A 15,316-nucleotide genomic window follows, 5' to 3' on the forward strand; every position below is an offset into this window, starting at 1 on the left:
TCTGATTAAATTAACATTACAAAATATATGGCAACTTCATCTAATCTGGATGCCAAAATTCCACAAGGGCCGATTGAAACAAAATGGAGTAAATACAAGTCTTCGGTAGCTCTTGTAAACCCTGCCAATAAGCGTAATCTTGAAGTTATTGTTGTTGGAACAGGACTTGCAGGTGCGTCGGCTGCCGCTACACTTGCCGAAATGGGCTACAAGGTTAAAGCTTTCTGTTTCCAGGATTCCCCGCGTCGCGCGCACTCCATTGCCGCACAAGGTGGTATCAACGCTGCCAAGAATTACCAAAATGATGGTGACTCGGTTTACCGTCTTTTTTATGATACAATAAAAGGGGGCGACTATCGGGCGAGAGAAGGGAATGTACACCGTCTTGCCGAAGTTTCCGGAAATATTATAGATCAATGCGTTGCAGCGGGAGTTCCTTTTGCACGTGAATACGGTGGCCTGCTTTCCAACCGGTCTTTCGGGGGAACCCAAGTTCAGCGCACTTTCTACGCAGCGGGGCAAACCGGCCAGCAGTTGCTTCTGGGAGCATATTCCGGATTGCAACGTCAGGTGGGTATGGGTACCGTTAAAATGTACAACCGCCACGAAATGCTTGATGTGGTCAATATTGACGGCAAATGCCGCGGTATTATCGCAAGAAACCTCATAACCGGTGAAATAGAACGTCACGGAGCCCATGCTGTTTTGCTTTGTACGGGGGGATACGGAAACGTGTTTTATCTTTCTACCAACGCCATGGGCAGTAATGTGACCGCGGCGTGGAAAGCCCACAAACGTGGTGCTTATTTTGGAAACCCCTGCTTCACACAAATTCACCCGACCTGTATTCCAGTTTCGGGAGATCATCAGTCGAAGCTAACGTTGATGTCCGAATCGCTTCGTAATGACGGCCGGATCTGGGTGCCGAAGCAAAAGAATGATAACCGTCCGGGAAATGAAATTCCTGAGGAAGAAAGAGATTATTACCTGGAACGCCGTTACCCTGCATTTGGTAACCTTGTTCCACGTGATATCGCTTCGCGTGCCGCCAAGGAAAGATGCGATGCCGGTTATGGCGTTGGAGCATCCAAGCTGGCAGTTTTTCTTGATTTTGCCGCTGCGGTAGAACGTTATGGAAAAGGTGAAGCCAATAAAAATAACATCGAAAATCCTTCGAAAGAAGATATTACGGTTTGGGGTAAAGCGGTTGTGAAGGAAAAATATGGTAACCTTTTTGATATGTACAAGCAAATCACGGGAGAAGATCCTTACGAGGTGCCTATGCGTATTTATCCGGCGGTCCATTATACGATGGGCGGACTTTGGGTTGATTACAACTTGATGACAACGGTACCCGGCCTCTACGCTTTGGGAGAGGCAAACTTCTCTGACCACGGCGCAAACCGCCTTGGAGCATCAGCCCTGATGCAGGGACTGGCAGACGGATATTTTGTGATTCCTTACACAATTGGATCATACCTTGCCAAGGAAATCGGAACAGGTAAAATATCGACCGATCATCCGGAGTTTGTGAAGGTGGAAAAAGAAGTTACTGACCGTATCGAAACATTGATGTCTATTCAGGGAAAAACATCTCCTGAATTATTCCATCGCCGCCTGGGTCAGATCATGTGGGACAAATGCGGAATGGCGCGGAATGAGCAGGGCCTGAAAGAGGCAATCGTTGAGATACGTGCGCTTCGCAAAGAATTCTGGAAAGATGTGAAGGTGATGGGCGGGAAAAATGAATTTAACCCCGAACTGGACAAAGCGGGCCGCGTTGCTGACTTTATAGAGCTTGGAGAACTGATGTGTATTGACGCACTTACGCGTGAAGAGTCGTGCGGAGGCCATTTCCGTGAGGAGCACCAGACCGAAGAAGGAGAGGCACTACGTGATGATGAAAACTTTATGTTCGTATCTGCCTGGGAACACAAAGCCGAGGAAGAGTGGGAACTTCACAAAGAAGAACTGATTTACGAGAACATTAAGATTGCCCAAAGAAGTTATAAATAAAAGCCGACGGCTGTCGGCATTCGGCCATTGGCGGGGCCGCCCCGGCTGATTTGCAGCCGGCCATTCGCATAATTAATATTACTGGTTAATTGATAACCGTTAACTATTACAAAGATGAGTGCAGGTAACATGCATATTAAGCTTAAAGTCTGGAGACAAAGCAATACCAATACACAAGGCCGATTTGAAAATTATAGCCTGGACCATGTTTCTCCGGACATGTCTTTTCTAGAAATGTTCGACGTTCTGAACGAACAGCTTATCGAAACGGGAACAGAACCGGTTGCATTTGACCACGATTGCCGCGAAGGGATTTGCGGAATGTGTTCAATGTATATCAACGGCCAGCCGCATGGTCCTTTGAGAGGCGTTACAACCTGTCAGCTTCACATGCGTTCGTTTAAGGATGGTGATACCATTGTGGTTGAACCGTGGAGAGCCGAAGCCTTCCCGGTTATTAAGGACCTTGTGGTGGACCGCGACGCTTTTGACCGCGTCATTGCTGCCGGAGGGTTTGTTTCTGTTAATACCGGTAATGCCCAGGATGCAAACAGCCTTCCTATACCGAAGGTTGCCGCGGACGAAGCATTTGCTGCTGCTGCATGTATTGGCTGTGGCGCTTGTGTAGCTGCTTGCAAAAATGCTTCTGCTATGCTTTTCGTATCTGCAAAAATCTCCCAGCTGGCGTTGTTGCCGCAGGGGCAGGCGGAACGCAGCATACGCGCAGAGAAAATGGTAGCTCAAATGGACGCAGAGGGATTTGGCGCATGTACCAACACCGGGGCCTGCGCTGCAGAGTGTCCGAAGGAAATCAGTCTCGAAAATATTGCCCGCATGAACCGCGAATATATTGGTGCGAAGTTATCTTCGTCCGCGGTTTAACCTGTTTTCTTCAATAGAAGCAGAGTAATAAGCAGAGATCTTTTTAAACAGCTCATAACACAAAGAGGCGACCAATTTACTGGCCGCCTCTTTTGCGTATGTATTTCTAAAATCTATTTCTTTTTGGTGGAATCGGCAGCAGCTTCTTTATCTGAGCCTTTATACTCTTTGTTCAAACCATCTATAATCTTCTTTGTTACATCCAGGGAAGGATTGGCAAACAAAATACCACCACCCAACGAGTAGCCCAATACATATTCGTACCCATTTTCTTTGTTGTATTTATCAATATAGCTGCGGATGTTTTTGTACAGCTCTTCATTCTTTTTTGCTTCTTCCATACCCAGGGCCTGTGCCGACTGGTCTCTGTAAGCAACCAGGTCCTGCTGTTTTTTCATTAGCTGAGCCTCGGTAGACCTTGCCTGCTCGGGAGTCATGGTCTGTGCTTTTTGCTGGAAAAACGCAACTTCATTCTGCAATGAACGTCCTTTGGTATTAAGGTCATTTTCAAGCTGGAAGTTCTTGTTTTCAAGCTCTTTTTTGGTATCCTTAAAAAATTCGTAATTTTTCAACAGAGAATCTACCTGAACATAAACCGTGCGGCGGCCCGGTACCACACTACCGTCTGCTACTGTCTCGGAGCCGGTTGAAGGCTTCCCGGAAAAATGTAAAAAGAATAGCACCGCTACTGCGAGTGTAAGCACGACATTCCAAATAAGCGAAGTATTGTTGTTCACGTTTTTAAAGTTTTATTGTTTTTTGAACGAGCCGCAAAGATAATGATTTGTGTTTCAAGGCATGCAATTACCTTATTTTTTACTCCAGTTTAATAAAATCAGGCTATGAAAATTCTGTAAAGTGGTCATTCAATGTTTTTTAGGCCATTTTTCTCGCGAGATATCCCGATAAACCCGACATTCCGCCCACCAATCCTCCGACAATCGCAGTGACGATCAGCAGCAGGATACCTTTTTTCAATGAGAATATTTCAGCGATCCTGTCCGACATCGCGCCACCCGACACGAAGTGTAAATAGAAACCGTAAGCCAGCCAAAGTAATGCAATAGCGAGAAAGCCGATCCAGAAAGAATGCGGTGACGAGGTGGGGCGCCACAGGCTGATCACAAAAGGAACGATGGCAATTACCCACCAGGGAGCAAAAAATTGAAATAATGCCGAAACGAGAAGGATAAGCAGAAAATTCATTTTGTAAACATTTTCGGGTTTTGCAAAGTGATACGTGAAGTCAGGCGGGGATTCTCTTGATCGGGGGAAGAAAGGTAAAGCAGTTCATTCAATTCCCCGTTTTCCCATTTTTTTAGCAGATTAAGATAATACGGACTTCCGGGATTTCCCGATTGCCCGCCCGGATAAATGCCGTATGCTTTGGGGCTTGGCCCTAATTCCACCACCATGCGCCATGACGGCCCTTTTCTTTTCGAAATTGCATTGACGGCACTGCTTGCGCCGCCGGTTTTTATCGGAGGGGCATTAAACGGTTTCAGGCTTCTGCTCAGATGCCGGATCTCGGTTGCTTTTACTTTGTACCATTGCCACGAATCGCTCATAGGACCGTGATGCGCGGCAAGCGTATCCAGTGCCGCCTTGAAGCTGGCGGAAACAATATCGGGTAGTGTTTCTTTGGCTGGTGTATTTACGTTGTCAAACCATTTTTCATTCGGCTGTTTTAAAAGCAGGTACAAAGTCCGGTCACGCGAGGGATACTCCATGGCGACAGGTGTGGAATCAAACTCATCGTCCCAGATGGCCCGGCCTAGCATTGGGTACCATTCTTCAAAAATTGACGTCGCGACGGATTCCGGGGAATTTTGATAATTCCAGTTGGCCAATGTAATCTGAGCAGCTTTTTGGGTAGGCGTTAAGGCCGTTTTGTCAAGTATGGAAAGCAATTTTGGCAAAATTGTCTTTGCAAGCACACTGAAATTGTCATTCTGTAGTAATCTTAAACTGTCGGCATTTGCGCGTGACATTGCCGCCAGGCGTTCGTTGATCCGTAGAGCTCTTTCCGACGGAGAAAAGGACCAGTTGATATAATATGGGTAGGTTTGGTCGGTGGATGACTGGTTGGCGCTGCTCACAAAACCTCTGGGGGGATTTTTTACATATGGATTCTGATCGGCGGGGATCCAGCCTTGCCAGTCCTCAGCGGGATCAGTGCCGTCGAGAAGAAATTTTCCTTGCTCCCTGTATTTTAGAGGAAGCTTCCCGTTGACAGTGATTGCAATGTTCTTATTATTATCGGCGAACACGAAGTTCTGTGCAGGGCCTACGTAATGTGTCAGCGCTTTGCGGTAATCGTCGTAATTCCTGGATTTATTAAGTTCATAAAAGGTAAGAAAGCTGTTACCAGGTTCGTGGCCGATCCATTTAACAGCCAGCGTAGGATATTTTTCCGAGCTATAGTCCGTATCTGTGACCGGGCCGTGGTGCGTGTAAACTACTTCTTCCCGGATCGGTTCTTTTTCGCCTTTTACATAAATAACCTCCGTTCTTTTACGTGTCGGTTTCCATTGATTATCATGCCGGTAGAAATTACGGGTGTCATCTTTGAATTTTATTTTATACAAATCGAAAACATCGGCATCTACGTTGGTGACACCCCAGGCAACATTCTGGTTAAAACCAATAATGATCCCGGGTATACCCGGCAGCGAAACACCACAGACATTGACATCGGGTGCGTGCAGCTGGGCCTGGTACCAGATAGACGGAAGCGACAAGTCAAGATGCGGGTCGTTGGCAAGGATCGGGTATCCTGTAATGGACTTTTCGGAGCCGATCGCCCAGTTGTTACTGCCCAGTCCTTCAAATTTTGGTTCTCTTTCTCCAAGAGCGTTCTTCGGTTTTTTGAGGAAAGATAAGTGCTTGGCAGCTTGCATTTCCGGGATTTTAACCGGAACGGGCAGTTGTTTAAAATCCCATTTGGTCCCTTCCGGAATGATCGGGCTCTCCCGCAGCATGGGATAATCGGGAAAGAGCTGGTCTACAATTTCTTTACCGTATTTTTTCAGCACATTGGTCATATTCAGCTCATTGGACCGCCCGGCCAGGGTAAGCGTCATTTGTTCCAGCATGTACATGGTGTTGATAGGCTGCCATGCTTCGGGTTTATATCCCAGTAATTTGAATTCTACCGGATAATCTTTGACATCAAGCTGATTGATATATGCATTTACCCCGGCAGTATATCCCAGCAGAGCCTCCCGCGATCTGGGATCGCTCATTGCCATTTTAAGGTTTGCTTCTGCACCGTAACCCATTCCGAGGCGACGGCTTTGCTGGTCGAGTTCCAGGGTTGCGCGGCCCAGTATTTCAGAAAGTCGTCCCGCCGCCGCCCGGGTCTGCAGATCCATTTGCCACAAACGGTCTTTTGCCGTAATGTAACCCTGGGCATAAAAGAGGTCAAAATCGTTTTTAGCAAAAATGTGCGGTACGCCGGTATCGTCAAACCGGATCACGACTTCGTCTTTCAGGCTGTTTGCCTTCAAAACCTGGTTACCCATAGGATTCGAAGGGGCTTCTCCATTTTGCCAGAAGCCGGTGAAAGGGCTTAAAAAAGGCCCGAGTGCCGGAGCAGGCCCCAGCGGCCTGTTTAAGACATATACAAGTCCAATTGTTAGGGCAATTGAAAAAATAGCTCTGACGAATTTCATGAAGAAGGAGTTAGGATGCGCGCTGGTAAAAGAAGAATTTTAATCGGAAACTACTTGTACTATGGCTTCAATTAATCCAAGATCGCTGTAAAGAACCGAACGTTCATCGGGAATTCCGCCAGCCATGGAAATATCAGCAGGAAAGTATTTCTGGCGTGCAGGGCGAAAAGCTTTCGCAGTTAAATGAAGTGCGTGGACGCCGGCTTCTTTCAGTTGAGCGGCATTGTGATGGGATACGCCGCTACCCGCCATGATCTCTATGGATTTTCCGGCTTCCTTAGATAGTTTTTGCAGAAGATCGATACCTTCTAATGCCGAAGGCTTCAGGCCGGACGTGAGAATTCTCTCTGCCCCGGTTTCTATCACGGCCTTCAACGCTTTCATAGGATCAGGTGTGAGGTCAAAGGCCCTGTGAAAAGTAACTTTCATGGGATATGCGTAATCCACCAGCGCTTTTGTTCTGGCTACATCAACCTGGCCGTCGGGCAGGAGAATGCCGAGCACTACGCCGTTGGCGCCCAGTTTTTTCGCCAGATCGATGTCTTTTCTCATGATCTCCTCTTCGAAAACATCATATACGAAATCGCCGCCGCGGGGTCGGATCATCACAAACAACTGGATATCAATATGCTGCCTTACCACTTCGATCAATCCTGCACTGGGTGTGGTGCCTCCTTCGCCCAATCCGCCGCATAATTCAACTCTTCCGGCACCTCCCGCCTGTGCATTGATACAGGATTCCAGGGAATAGGCGCAAACTTCAATGGTCATATTGTAATTTTTATATTGATGGGGAAAATTACAAAAAGGTTTTAAGCGAAAGGCAGGAGGAGCGTATTATTCATTGGAAGAGTTTTGCTGTAGACACTCATTGTTCTATTTTCGCCATGTCTGGGAAAGGACTAAGAGCCGAAGTATTATGAGATAGAATTATTAACTGGAGAATGATATTAAATATCTCTTTTACAGAGGATTAAATAATGAAAAAAAATAAAATTTTCCAGCGAGCAATTATTTTTCTTTTTTTTCGCTTTAAGCTTTTAAAAGATGTCAAATTTTTTACTTTTGCAAAAAAAGTAAGTAACCATTAATAGGCGAAAATATTATGTACTGGACTCTCGAACTTGCATCATACCTTGAAGATGCTCCCTGGCCAGCTACCAAAGACGAGCTAATTGACTTTGCAATCAGAACAGGCGCTCCGTTAGAAGTAGTTGAAAACCTACAGGAGCTTGAAGATGATGGCCAGCCTTATGAAAGCATCGAAGAAATTTGGCCTGATTATCCAACCAAAGACGATTTCTTTTTTAATGAAGATGAATATTAGATGAAGAGACGGCGCTGAGAGGTGCCGTTTTTTTTATAATTATCTGCCAATTTTTGCAAAACTACTTCCTTAATATTTTTTTAATCCGGCAAAACCAATGTAAATTGATTTCGTTATCAATAAGAAAGACGGGGAAGTTACCTAAAGTGATTTTGTCATAATTCAGATATCTGTCCATTCCAACTAATGGAACTTCGATTATTGAGAGAGTTGGTGAAGAAAGGTGAGGGTGAACATTTGGAATTCAAACTGAAATCCAATCATCCTGAGAAAATTGTCCGTGAAGTTGTCGCTTTTGCCAACTCCGGTGGCGGGAAACTTTTCGTCGGAGTCGGGGACGATAAAACCATCAAGGGCCTCAAAGATGCAGAGGAAGATGAATATACTCTGACGAAGGCTATCGACAAATACATATTTCCGAAGATCAGTTTTAAAAAAGAAAGAATCCCCGTCAGCCCTGACCGGGATGTGCTCGTCCTGACCATTCCCAGAAGTATTGACAAGCCTCATTACGTAGTGGACGATACGGGCAACAGGCAGGCATATATACGGGTGCAGGACAAGTCGATTCAGGCGAGCCGCGAAATGAAGGAGATTATGCGTCGAGGCCGGGGAGAGCGGGACGTACGTTTTCAGTACGGAGACAAAGAGAAGAAATTGATGAAATTGCTGGATGAAAAGGAATCTGTTACCGTTGACCTTTTTGCAACCTTCGCCGGTATCCCCAGAAAAATAGCCTCAAATACGCTTGTGGTAATGGTGCTTGCCCGGATTTTGGAAGTACATCCACACGAAATGATCGACAAGTTTACGATGTCAATGGCATATCAGTCACATTGAAATTAATATCCTCATCCCGAGAATGTATTCAGGATGAGGCACGGTCGGTACAGCTTATTAAAATGGCAGATCGTCTGATTCGTCCTCGCTGAACGTAGTTACCGGAGGCAACGGGCTTCCTCCCTGGTTAGAAGCGCTTACGCCTCCTGCTTTATCCACTTTCCATGCTTTTACTTCGGTATACCAGCGCGAATTGTATTCACGGCTTTCCACGTCGATGGAAGCGGTTACGGAGTCGTTCACTTTAAGGTTAGCCTGGTCTATTTTGTCGCCCCACAGTGCAATACAAACCTTTTTAGGATATTGGGAAGGGATTTCAAGGATGAATTCCTGCTTACGCCACGATCCGTTCTTGCCTTGACCAGTTACCTCAGGAAGTAAAGCAATGACTGTTCCTGTTAATTCCATGTACAGTTAAAATTTAGTTTCTATAATGTGCTTTCAAAAGTAGGGCTTTTGAAATTTGATTGCAAAGAGCAACCAAAACTAACCAATTGCCTGTTCGAGATCGGCAATCAAATCTTCCGCGTCTTCAATGCCGACACTCAGCCGGATCAGGGTGTCTTTCAGCCCTACTTTGATTCTCTCTTCCTTAGGTATGCTCGCGTGCGTCATACTCGCCGGATGCGTGCAAAGTGATTCCACGCCACCCAGCGACTCACCGAGTGAAAAAACACGCAGACGTTCCATAGTTCTGACTGCTTCTTCATACACATCACCTTTTAGTTCGAATGACAGCATACCACCAAAACCACGCATTTGCCGGCGGGCAAGTGCGTGGCCCGGATTCGAGGGAAGTCCGGGGTAATAGACCTTGTTAACCTTCGGATGTTTTTCCAGCCAGCTTGCAACAATCATAGCATTTTCACAATGGCGCTGCATACGGATATGCAGCGTTTTTATTCCTCTTAATACCAGAAAACAGTCTTGCGGGCCAGGAACCGCCCCGCTTGCATTCTGAATAAAAGCCAGGTTAGCTGCCAGTGTATCATCATTGGTAATGAGCGCACCCATGACGGTATCCGAATGCCCACCCAAATATTTGGTGACGGAATGCATAACGATATCCGCACCCATGTCAAGAGGATTCTGCAGGTAGGGGGAGGCGAAAGTATTATCTACCACACTTGCGATTTTCTTTTCACGGCACAATGCGGTTATTTCTTCAATATCGATGATTTTCAACAGCGGGTTGGTAGGGGTTTCAATCCAAATCATTTTGGTCTTTTCGGAGATAACCTCTTTAATATGATTGATCTCGCTCATATCCACAAAGTGAAAAACCAGCCCCAACGGCTCGAAAATCCGTTTCATAATCCGGTAGGAGCCACCATATATGTCATTGGTAGCAATGATCTCGTCTCCGGGGCGGTAGAGTTTGAGTACTGCATCGGTTGCAGCCAGGCCTGATGCGTAACAAATCCCGTGCTTCCCGTTTTCCAGTGCAGCCAGTGCGTTTTGCAAAGCTGTCCGGGTAGGGTTATGGGTCCGCGAATATTCGTAGCCCTTGTGTTTGCCCGGACTTTCCTGCACGTAGGTGGAAGTCTGATAAATAGGCGTCATAATTGCGCCGGTAGTTGGGTCCGGCGATACGCCTGCATGTATGGCTTTGGTTCCGAATTTCATTTTTGAATGCGTTTTATGTGGCCACGGATGCACGGATTTTCACGAATACGATCTCCTTCGTGTCCATTCGTGCATCCGTGGCATCAATAATAAAAATGTACATCATAAAGGTGAGGCCGTAAAAACCTTTTGGCCAAACTAGTGGTTATTTTGATAGTTACTGCTGAATCATAAATTAAATATTTAACCTTTGGAAAATTCTGCACCAAAAAGGTTTTCGCTCCCCGTTATCGCCAGTGTTTTATTGACGGTCGTACCACTTGTTACCAGTTCCGTCTTAACTGCCTGGGCTGTTACCAACGAAAGCCTTTTTCGTAGCTGGTCCGTTGAAATATGGATTGTTGCCACTTTGATTTTAACACTGGCCGTATCACTGGCACTGACGCCTCCGACTTTTTTGGCCCTGGTTTACGGGTATTTTCTTGGATGGACAGCCTTACCGATGCTTTTCGCACTGAACCTCGGCGCGATCGCCATTATATATGGTCTCGCAAATTTTCTTCACGCATCCTCTGTACGGAGCTATCTTGTACAGGCCTATCCGCAAGTCGGTACACTACTCCGCCGGTTTCAGGAACATGAACTCAGGCTGATATTTTTTGCAAAACTTTCACCGGTTCTCCCGTTTGCTATTACCAATTTGTTTTTTGCTATGGCCGGTGCGAGGTTCAGGCAGGTGTTGGCTGGCGGCACGTTGGGCATGATCCCGCGTACCGTCCTCGCCGTGTGGGCCGGCAGAGAGGCGCAGGACATCCGGTATTTACTGGAACATCCTAATGAGGGTTTGGCAACCAAGATCATCCTGATCGTGCTGATTGTGGTCAGTACTATCGGAATCGGATATCTTTTTAAGGACAAGAAAGTAGCCGAATAATTATAGATTAAAGGATATAAAAAAGTGCTTTGATAATATCGTACAATAAAAGGGTATTAAACGATATAAAATCATACACTTTATCCAGTTTCTTTGTGGTAAAGTTATACTTATTAATAAAGTAAGATGAAATCTTTACCTTTTGTTGATCTGGCTATTGTAATTGCCTATCTGGTAGGGATGGTCGCGGTCGGGATTTATTTTTCACGCAAAAACACCACCGCAGATCAATTCACGAAAGCTTCCGGCAGCATACCCGGCTGGGCGATCGGAATTTCGATCTATGCAACTTTTCTCAGCAGCAATACTTTTCTCGGTGTGCCAGGCAAGGCTTATGGAAGCAACTGGAACTCTTTCGTTTTCAGTTTGTCGATGCCCCTGGCTGCTTGGGTCGCGACCCGTTTTTTTATACCGTTTTATCGTAATACCGGTGCGGTTTCAGCATATACGCATCTTGAGCATCGGTTTGGTCCCTGGGCGAGGACTTATGCGGTCGCTTGCTTCTTGCTTACGCAGCTGGCGCGGATGGGTTCCATTTTCTTTGGGATCGCACTGAGCCTTCAGGCTCTTACAGGTTACCCGATGTCCACAATTATGGTCGTAGTTGGGATATGTATCGTGTTGTATACTGTTATGGGCGGAATGGAGGCGGTGATTTGGACGGAGGTTGTGCAAGGGGTGATCAAAACAGTGGGCGCTTTGGCAATATTGTATCTGGTGGTATCAGGTATGGATGGCGGCGTTTCCCGAATCATTGAAATAGGGGAGGCAGACAATAAATTCAGTCTCGGAAGTTTTGCGCCTGACTTTACGACCGCATCATTTTGGGTAGTCCTGTTGTACGGATTCTTCATGAATCTCAACAATTTCGGAATGGACCAGAATTATGTGCAGCGCTATCATACCACCTCGTCCGTTAAGGAAGCTGCCAGCTCGGTTTGGCTTTGTGTATATTTGTATGTGCCGGTTTCACTGATATTTTTTATACTCGGTTCCTGCTTGTACGCCTATTACCAAAGTAATCCCGAATTGCTTAACATTATCCGGACGCAAGTTGCTGTGGAACGTTTGCCGGGCGGAACCCCGCAAGCTATTGCAGACCTTGCAGCCACACTTTCACCGGCCGATTACGGCGACAAGGTAATGCCGCATTTTATGGTGACCAAAGTGCCTGTCGGATTGCTGGGGCTGATTATTGCGGCGATTATGTCGGCAGCTATGAGCACGATCAGTTCAGGGATGAATGCTTCTGCGACCGTTTTTTCAGTAGATATTTATCAGAAATATGTTAAGCCGGACCTTTCGTCAAAAGAGTCACTGCGACTATTATATATTGCCACAACAGTCTTTGGGATTCTTGGAATGATCACCGGTATCGCGATGATAGGGGTTAAAAGTGTGCTGGATGTGTGGTGGATGCTGTCCGGTATTTTTGCCGGAGGTATGCTGGGACTATTTCTTCTGGGAATTATTTCAAAAAGCACAAAAAATGCCGAAGCACTTACCGCTACCTTAATTGGCATCGTAGTGATTATCTGGTTGACATTCTCAGTCCAGCTTACCGATGAATATGCTTATCTGAGAAACCCGCTGCATCAGAATATGACTATGGTAGTGGGGACACTGACGATCTTTCTTCTCGGTCTGCTCTTAACAAAGTTGAAAGGAAAAGAGAAAGTGAAGCGGGAGGTAGTGCTGGACAGCGAATAGCTAATAGATACACATAACAAAAACCTAAACTTAACTTCTATTGATATGACATCAGTTAAGCAATCCTCTATACTGTTGCCACAGGGATTTATTCCCGTAATGCTCACTCCTTTCCAGGATTCAGGTGAAATTGATTATGACGGATTAAAAGCGCTTACCGAATTATATCTGGAGGCAGGTTGTGCGGGTCTGTTTGCCAACTGTTTATCCAGTGAAATGTTTGAACTGACAGAAGATGAAAGGCTCAGCATCACAAAGACGGTAGTGGATCAGGTTGCTGGCAGGGTACCTGTGGTAGCAACGGGTACGTTCGGCGGACCTATTGCAGAACAGGCCGATTTTGTTAAACGTATATACGAAACCGGAGTCCAGGCTGTAATTGTCATTACGAGCCTTATCGCTGCGGAGGATGAATCTGACGAAGTTTTTTTAACACGTTCCAAAGAGCTTATCGCACTTACGGACGATATTCCCCTGGGATTCTACGAATGTCCGGTTCCGTACAAGAGGTTGATAATGAGTCCGGTTTTGGCTGAGCTGCTCGCCACAGGACGGGTTATTTATCATAAAGACACATCTCTGGACCTGGAAGAAGTTGTACGCAGAATAAAGGTAGGTGAAGGTTATAATTTCGGATTGTATGATGCCTATATGGTCAATGCAACAGCTTCTTTGCGCGCAGGTGCGGCAGGGTTGTCTTGCATACAGGGTAATATCTATCCTGAGCTAATTGTTTGGTTATGTAATCATTACAATGATTCCGAAAGGCGGGAAGATGTGGTGCGCCTGCAGAATTTCTTTGATGAATCCATGGAGCTGGTTCATACGGCTTATCCGATTATTGCAAAATACAGTCTGCAGAAAAGAGGGTTTCCGATATCGTTATTTACCAGAAGGGAAGTGGGCGTACTTACTACGGAATTACAGCAAAAGATGGATCAGCTACTGGAGGAAATAGACGATCTCCAGAATGATCTTGGTATCACAAGTATCTTTAAAAAAAGCCTGGCAAAATGAATCTCTGATCCATTTTGCCCCTAATTCAAAAGCTATGAATTTTCCAAATGAACACATTCTTGATCAGGTAACTCAAGGGGATGAAAGGGCTTTTACCGAACTCTGTTCTCATTTTCATTTTCCGGCATTCAAATTCTGTACAGTACTTCTGAAAGACGAAAAGGAAGCAGAAGGTATTATCAGAGATGTATTTGCCAAGATATGGGAGGAAAGGGTTCAGTTGAAAACAAAGGACAATTTTCAGTCCTATCTGTTTATGAACCTTCGAAATCAGATCTTTGGTCAAATGAAAAAATACACCGATCCGGCTTCAAGAAAACAATACCTGGATCGCATTCATTCCTTCAACGAAAAGCAGACGGAATACTAAGCTTTCAGAACTTTTTATGTTAAATCCGGATAGATATACGTTACTATTTCTTTTTAGGTAGAGCGTCGGCAGCAAACGGAAAACTGCCAGAATCCATTTAAAAATGAAACCGCATTTTCATAAAGTTCCTATACCGTCCCAGACGTCGTTCAGTATCCGGCACGATAAGGATTCGGGTTTTGGGACCGTTTGGCATTATCATCCTGAGCTTGAACTACATTATCTTATCAAAGGTAAGGGAGTCCGTTTCATAGGAGACAACATCAGTAACTTTTCCGACGGCGAACTGATCCTTCTGGGAGAAAACCTGCCGCATACCTGGCGGGTAGAAGCAGGGGCAAGCAATACTGCTGCCGAGGTGATCATTATCCATTTCTTGCCAAATTGCCTGGGTGGCGACCTGCTGCTGTTACCGGAAGCATATCAGATCCCTAAACTATACGACCGGGCAAAACGAGGGCTTTTGATCAGCGGCGAAGCGAAAGAGAAGATCATACCGTTAATGCACGCAGCCGTAAATGCGGAGAACCTGGAACGGTTAATCGCATTGTTATCGATTTTGAAAATACTTGCTGAAACTTCTGATATCGAAACGATCGCTTCGGCTTATGCTTTTTATAAATCCAATGATACTGAAACGTTGCGGTTGAACAAGGTATATTCCTATACTCTTGCCAATTACAGAAATGCGATAACACTGCAGGACGTCGCCTCCATCGCCCATCTGGGCATTACCTCATTTTGCAGGTATTTCAAATTAATGACAAAAAAAACTTACAACGATTTTCTGATCGAAATCCGCATTAGCCAGGCATGCCGCTTGCTGATCGAGGACAGAATTGCGACAGAAGTGATTTGTTTTGAGTGCGGTTTTAACAATGTATCTAACTTTTACCGTCATTTTAAAAAAGTGACTGGCATGACCCCTTTGGAGTACAAAAGAAAATACCTGTATAAAACCGCCCCAGAGTTGATTTAAG

At 45.6% G+C, this 15,316-nt stretch carries 15 protein-coding genes; 9 read left to right on the forward strand and 6 right to left on the reverse strand.

What is annotated here, in order from left to right; genetic code table 11:
* Positions 1-27: 27 nt before the first annotated feature.
* Together FBF61_RS17435 and FBF61_RS17440 are read left to right on the forward strand one after the other, a co-directional pair.
* A complete protein-coding gene (locus FBF61_RS17435; RefSeq protein ID WP_138479572.1) occupies positions 28-2,016 on the forward strand; it encodes a fumarate reductase/succinate dehydrogenase flavoprotein subunit in 1,989 nt (662 codons plus the stop codon).
* Positions 2,017-2,145: 129 nt separating this feature from the next.
* On the forward strand, positions 2,146-2,898 hold the full coding sequence (locus FBF61_RS17440) for a succinate dehydrogenase/fumarate reductase iron-sulfur subunit (RefSeq protein ID WP_205748300.1): 753 nt from the start codon (positions 2,146-2,148) through the stop codon (positions 2,896-2,898).
* A gap of 113 nt (positions 2,899-3,011) precedes the next feature.
* Here the strand turns inward: FBF61_RS17440 and FBF61_RS17445 are convergent, their stop codons facing one another.
* The 4 genes from FBF61_RS17445 to FBF61_RS17460 form a co-directional block, all read right to left on the reverse strand.
* Positions 3,012-3,635 carry an OmpH/Skp family outer membrane protein gene (locus tag FBF61_RS17445; RefSeq protein WP_138479576.1) on the reverse strand — a complete coding sequence of 208 codons (624 nt, stop codon included), beginning with the start codon at positions 3,633-3,635 and terminating at the stop codon, positions 3,012-3,014.
* A gap of 139 nt (positions 3,636-3,774) precedes the next feature.
* Positions 3,775-4,104, reverse strand: a complete 330-nt coding sequence (locus FBF61_RS17450) for a hypothetical protein (RefSeq protein WP_138479578.1) — start codon at positions 4,102-4,104, stop codon at positions 3,775-3,777.
* On the reverse strand, positions 4,101-6,572 hold the full coding sequence (locus FBF61_RS17455) for a penicillin acylase family protein (protein WP_138479580.1): 2,472 nt from the start codon (positions 6,570-6,572) through the stop codon (positions 4,101-4,103). Before FBF61_RS17455 ends, FBF61_RS17450 begins: the two co-directional genes overlap by 4 nt.
* Positions 6,573-6,611: 39 nt before the next feature.
* The gene (locus tag FBF61_RS17460) at positions 6,612-7,343 is read right to left on the reverse strand and encodes a copper homeostasis protein CutC (RefSeq protein WP_138479583.1); all 732 of its coding nucleotides are present in this window, start codon (positions 7,341-7,343) and stop codon (positions 6,612-6,614) included.
* A 334-nt stretch (positions 7,344-7,677) separates the two neighbouring features.
* On the opposite strand from FBF61_RS17460, the gene FBF61_RS17465 reads away from it, so the two are divergent.
* Positions 7,678-7,899 (forward strand): DUF2795 domain-containing protein, encoded by a 222-nt coding sequence (locus FBF61_RS17465; RefSeq protein WP_013927448.1) that lies wholly within the window; start codon positions 7,678-7,680, stop codon positions 7,897-7,899.
* Positions 7,900-8,085: 186 nt separating this feature from the next.
* Positions 8,086-8,739 (forward strand): AlbA family DNA-binding domain-containing protein, encoded by a 654-nt coding sequence (locus FBF61_RS17470; RefSeq protein ID WP_138479585.1) that lies wholly within the window; start codon positions 8,086-8,088, stop codon positions 8,737-8,739.
* Positions 8,740-8,796: 57 nt separating this feature from the next.
* On the opposite strand, the gene FBF61_RS17475 is transcribed toward FBF61_RS17470, so the two are convergent.
* Entirely contained in the window at positions 8,797-9,147 is a 351-nt protein-coding gene (locus FBF61_RS17475; protein WP_138479587.1) for a DUF3127 domain-containing protein, read from the reverse strand.
* A gap of 78 nt (positions 9,148-9,225) precedes the next feature.
* On the reverse strand, positions 9,226-10,365 hold the full coding sequence (locus FBF61_RS17480; protein WP_138479589.1) for a cystathionine gamma-synthase: 1,140 nt from the start codon (positions 10,363-10,365) through the stop codon (positions 9,226-9,228).
* Positions 10,366-10,555: 190 nt separating this feature from the next.
* Between FBF61_RS17480 and FBF61_RS17485 the strand changes: the two genes are divergently transcribed.
* The 5 genes from FBF61_RS17485 (at position 10,556) to FBF61_RS17505 (ending at position 15,315) form a co-directional block, all read left to right on the forward strand.
* A complete protein-coding gene (locus FBF61_RS17485; RefSeq protein WP_229215097.1) occupies positions 10,556-11,239 on the forward strand; it encodes a TVP38/TMEM64 family protein in 684 nt (227 codons plus the stop codon).
* A 126-nt stretch (positions 11,240-11,365) separates the two neighbouring features.
* A complete protein-coding gene (locus FBF61_RS17490) occupies positions 11,366-12,949 on the forward strand; it encodes a sodium:solute symporter family protein (RefSeq protein ID WP_138479591.1) in 1,584 nt (527 codons plus the stop codon).
* A 45-nt stretch (positions 12,950-12,994) separates the two neighbouring features.
* The gene (locus FBF61_RS17495) at positions 12,995-13,966 is read left to right on the forward strand and encodes a dihydrodipicolinate synthase family protein (protein WP_138479593.1); all 972 of its coding nucleotides are present in this window, start codon (positions 12,995-12,997) and stop codon (positions 13,964-13,966) included.
* A 34-nt stretch (positions 13,967-14,000) separates the two neighbouring features.
* Positions 14,001-14,336, forward strand: coding sequence for an RNA polymerase sigma factor (locus FBF61_RS17500; protein WP_138479595.1), 336 nt, complete (start codon positions 14,001-14,003; stop codon positions 14,334-14,336).
* Between the two features lie 103 nt (positions 14,337-14,439).
* Positions 14,440-15,315: an AraC family transcriptional regulator gene (locus FBF61_RS17505; protein WP_138479597.1), complete on the forward strand. Its 876-nt coding sequence runs from the start codon at positions 14,440-14,442 to the stop codon at positions 15,313-15,315.
* Position 15,316 lies beyond the last annotated feature (1 nt).

This window comes from Dyadobacter bucti (assembly GCF_005869225.1).
Classification (GTDB): domain Bacteria; phylum Bacteroidota; class Bacteroidia; order Cytophagales; family Spirosomataceae; genus Dyadobacter; species Dyadobacter bucti.

Coding starts and splice junctions, on each gene's coding strand:
- FBF61_RS17440 (WP_205748300.1), top strand. CDS start 2,146: ATGCATATTAAGCTTAAAGTCTGGAGACAAAGCAATACCAATACACAA.
- FBF61_RS17495 (WP_138479593.1), top strand. CDS start 12,995: ATGACATCAGTTAAGCAATCCTCTATACTGTTGCCACAGGGATTTATT.
- FBF61_RS17470 (WP_138479585.1), top strand. CDS start 8,086: ATGGAACTTCGATTATTGAGAGAGTTGGTGAAGAAAGGTGAGGGTGAA.
- FBF61_RS17465 (WP_013927448.1), top strand. CDS start 7,678: ATGTACTGGACTCTCGAACTTGCATCATACCTTGAAGATGCTCCCTGG.
- FBF61_RS17450 (WP_138479578.1), bottom strand. CDS start 4,104: ATGAATTTTCTGCTTATCCTTCTCGTTTCGGCATTATTTCAATTTTTT.
- FBF61_RS17435 (WP_138479572.1), top strand. CDS start 28: ATGGCAACTTCATCTAATCTGGATGCCAAAATTCCACAAGGGCCGATT.
- FBF61_RS17505 (WP_138479597.1), top strand. CDS start 14,440: ATGAAACCGCATTTTCATAAAGTTCCTATACCGTCCCAGACGTCGTTC.
- FBF61_RS17460 (WP_138479583.1), bottom strand. CDS start 7,343: ATGACCATTGAAGTTTGCGCCTATTCCCTGGAATCCTGTATCAATGCA.
- FBF61_RS17455 (WP_138479580.1), bottom strand. CDS start 6,572: ATGAAATTCGTCAGAGCTATTTTTTCAATTGCCCTAACAATTGGACTT.
- FBF61_RS17500 (WP_138479595.1), top strand. CDS start 14,001: ATGAATTTTCCAAATGAACACATTCTTGATCAGGTAACTCAAGGGGAT.
- FBF61_RS17480 (WP_138479589.1), bottom strand. CDS start 10,365: ATGAAATTCGGAACCAAAGCCATACATGCAGGCGTATCGCCGGACCCA.
- FBF61_RS17490 (WP_138479591.1), top strand. CDS start 11,366: ATGAAATCTTTACCTTTTGTTGATCTGGCTATTGTAATTGCCTATCTG.
- FBF61_RS17475 (WP_138479587.1), bottom strand. CDS start 9,147: ATGGAATTAACAGGAACAGTCATTGCTTTACTTCCTGAGGTAACTGGT.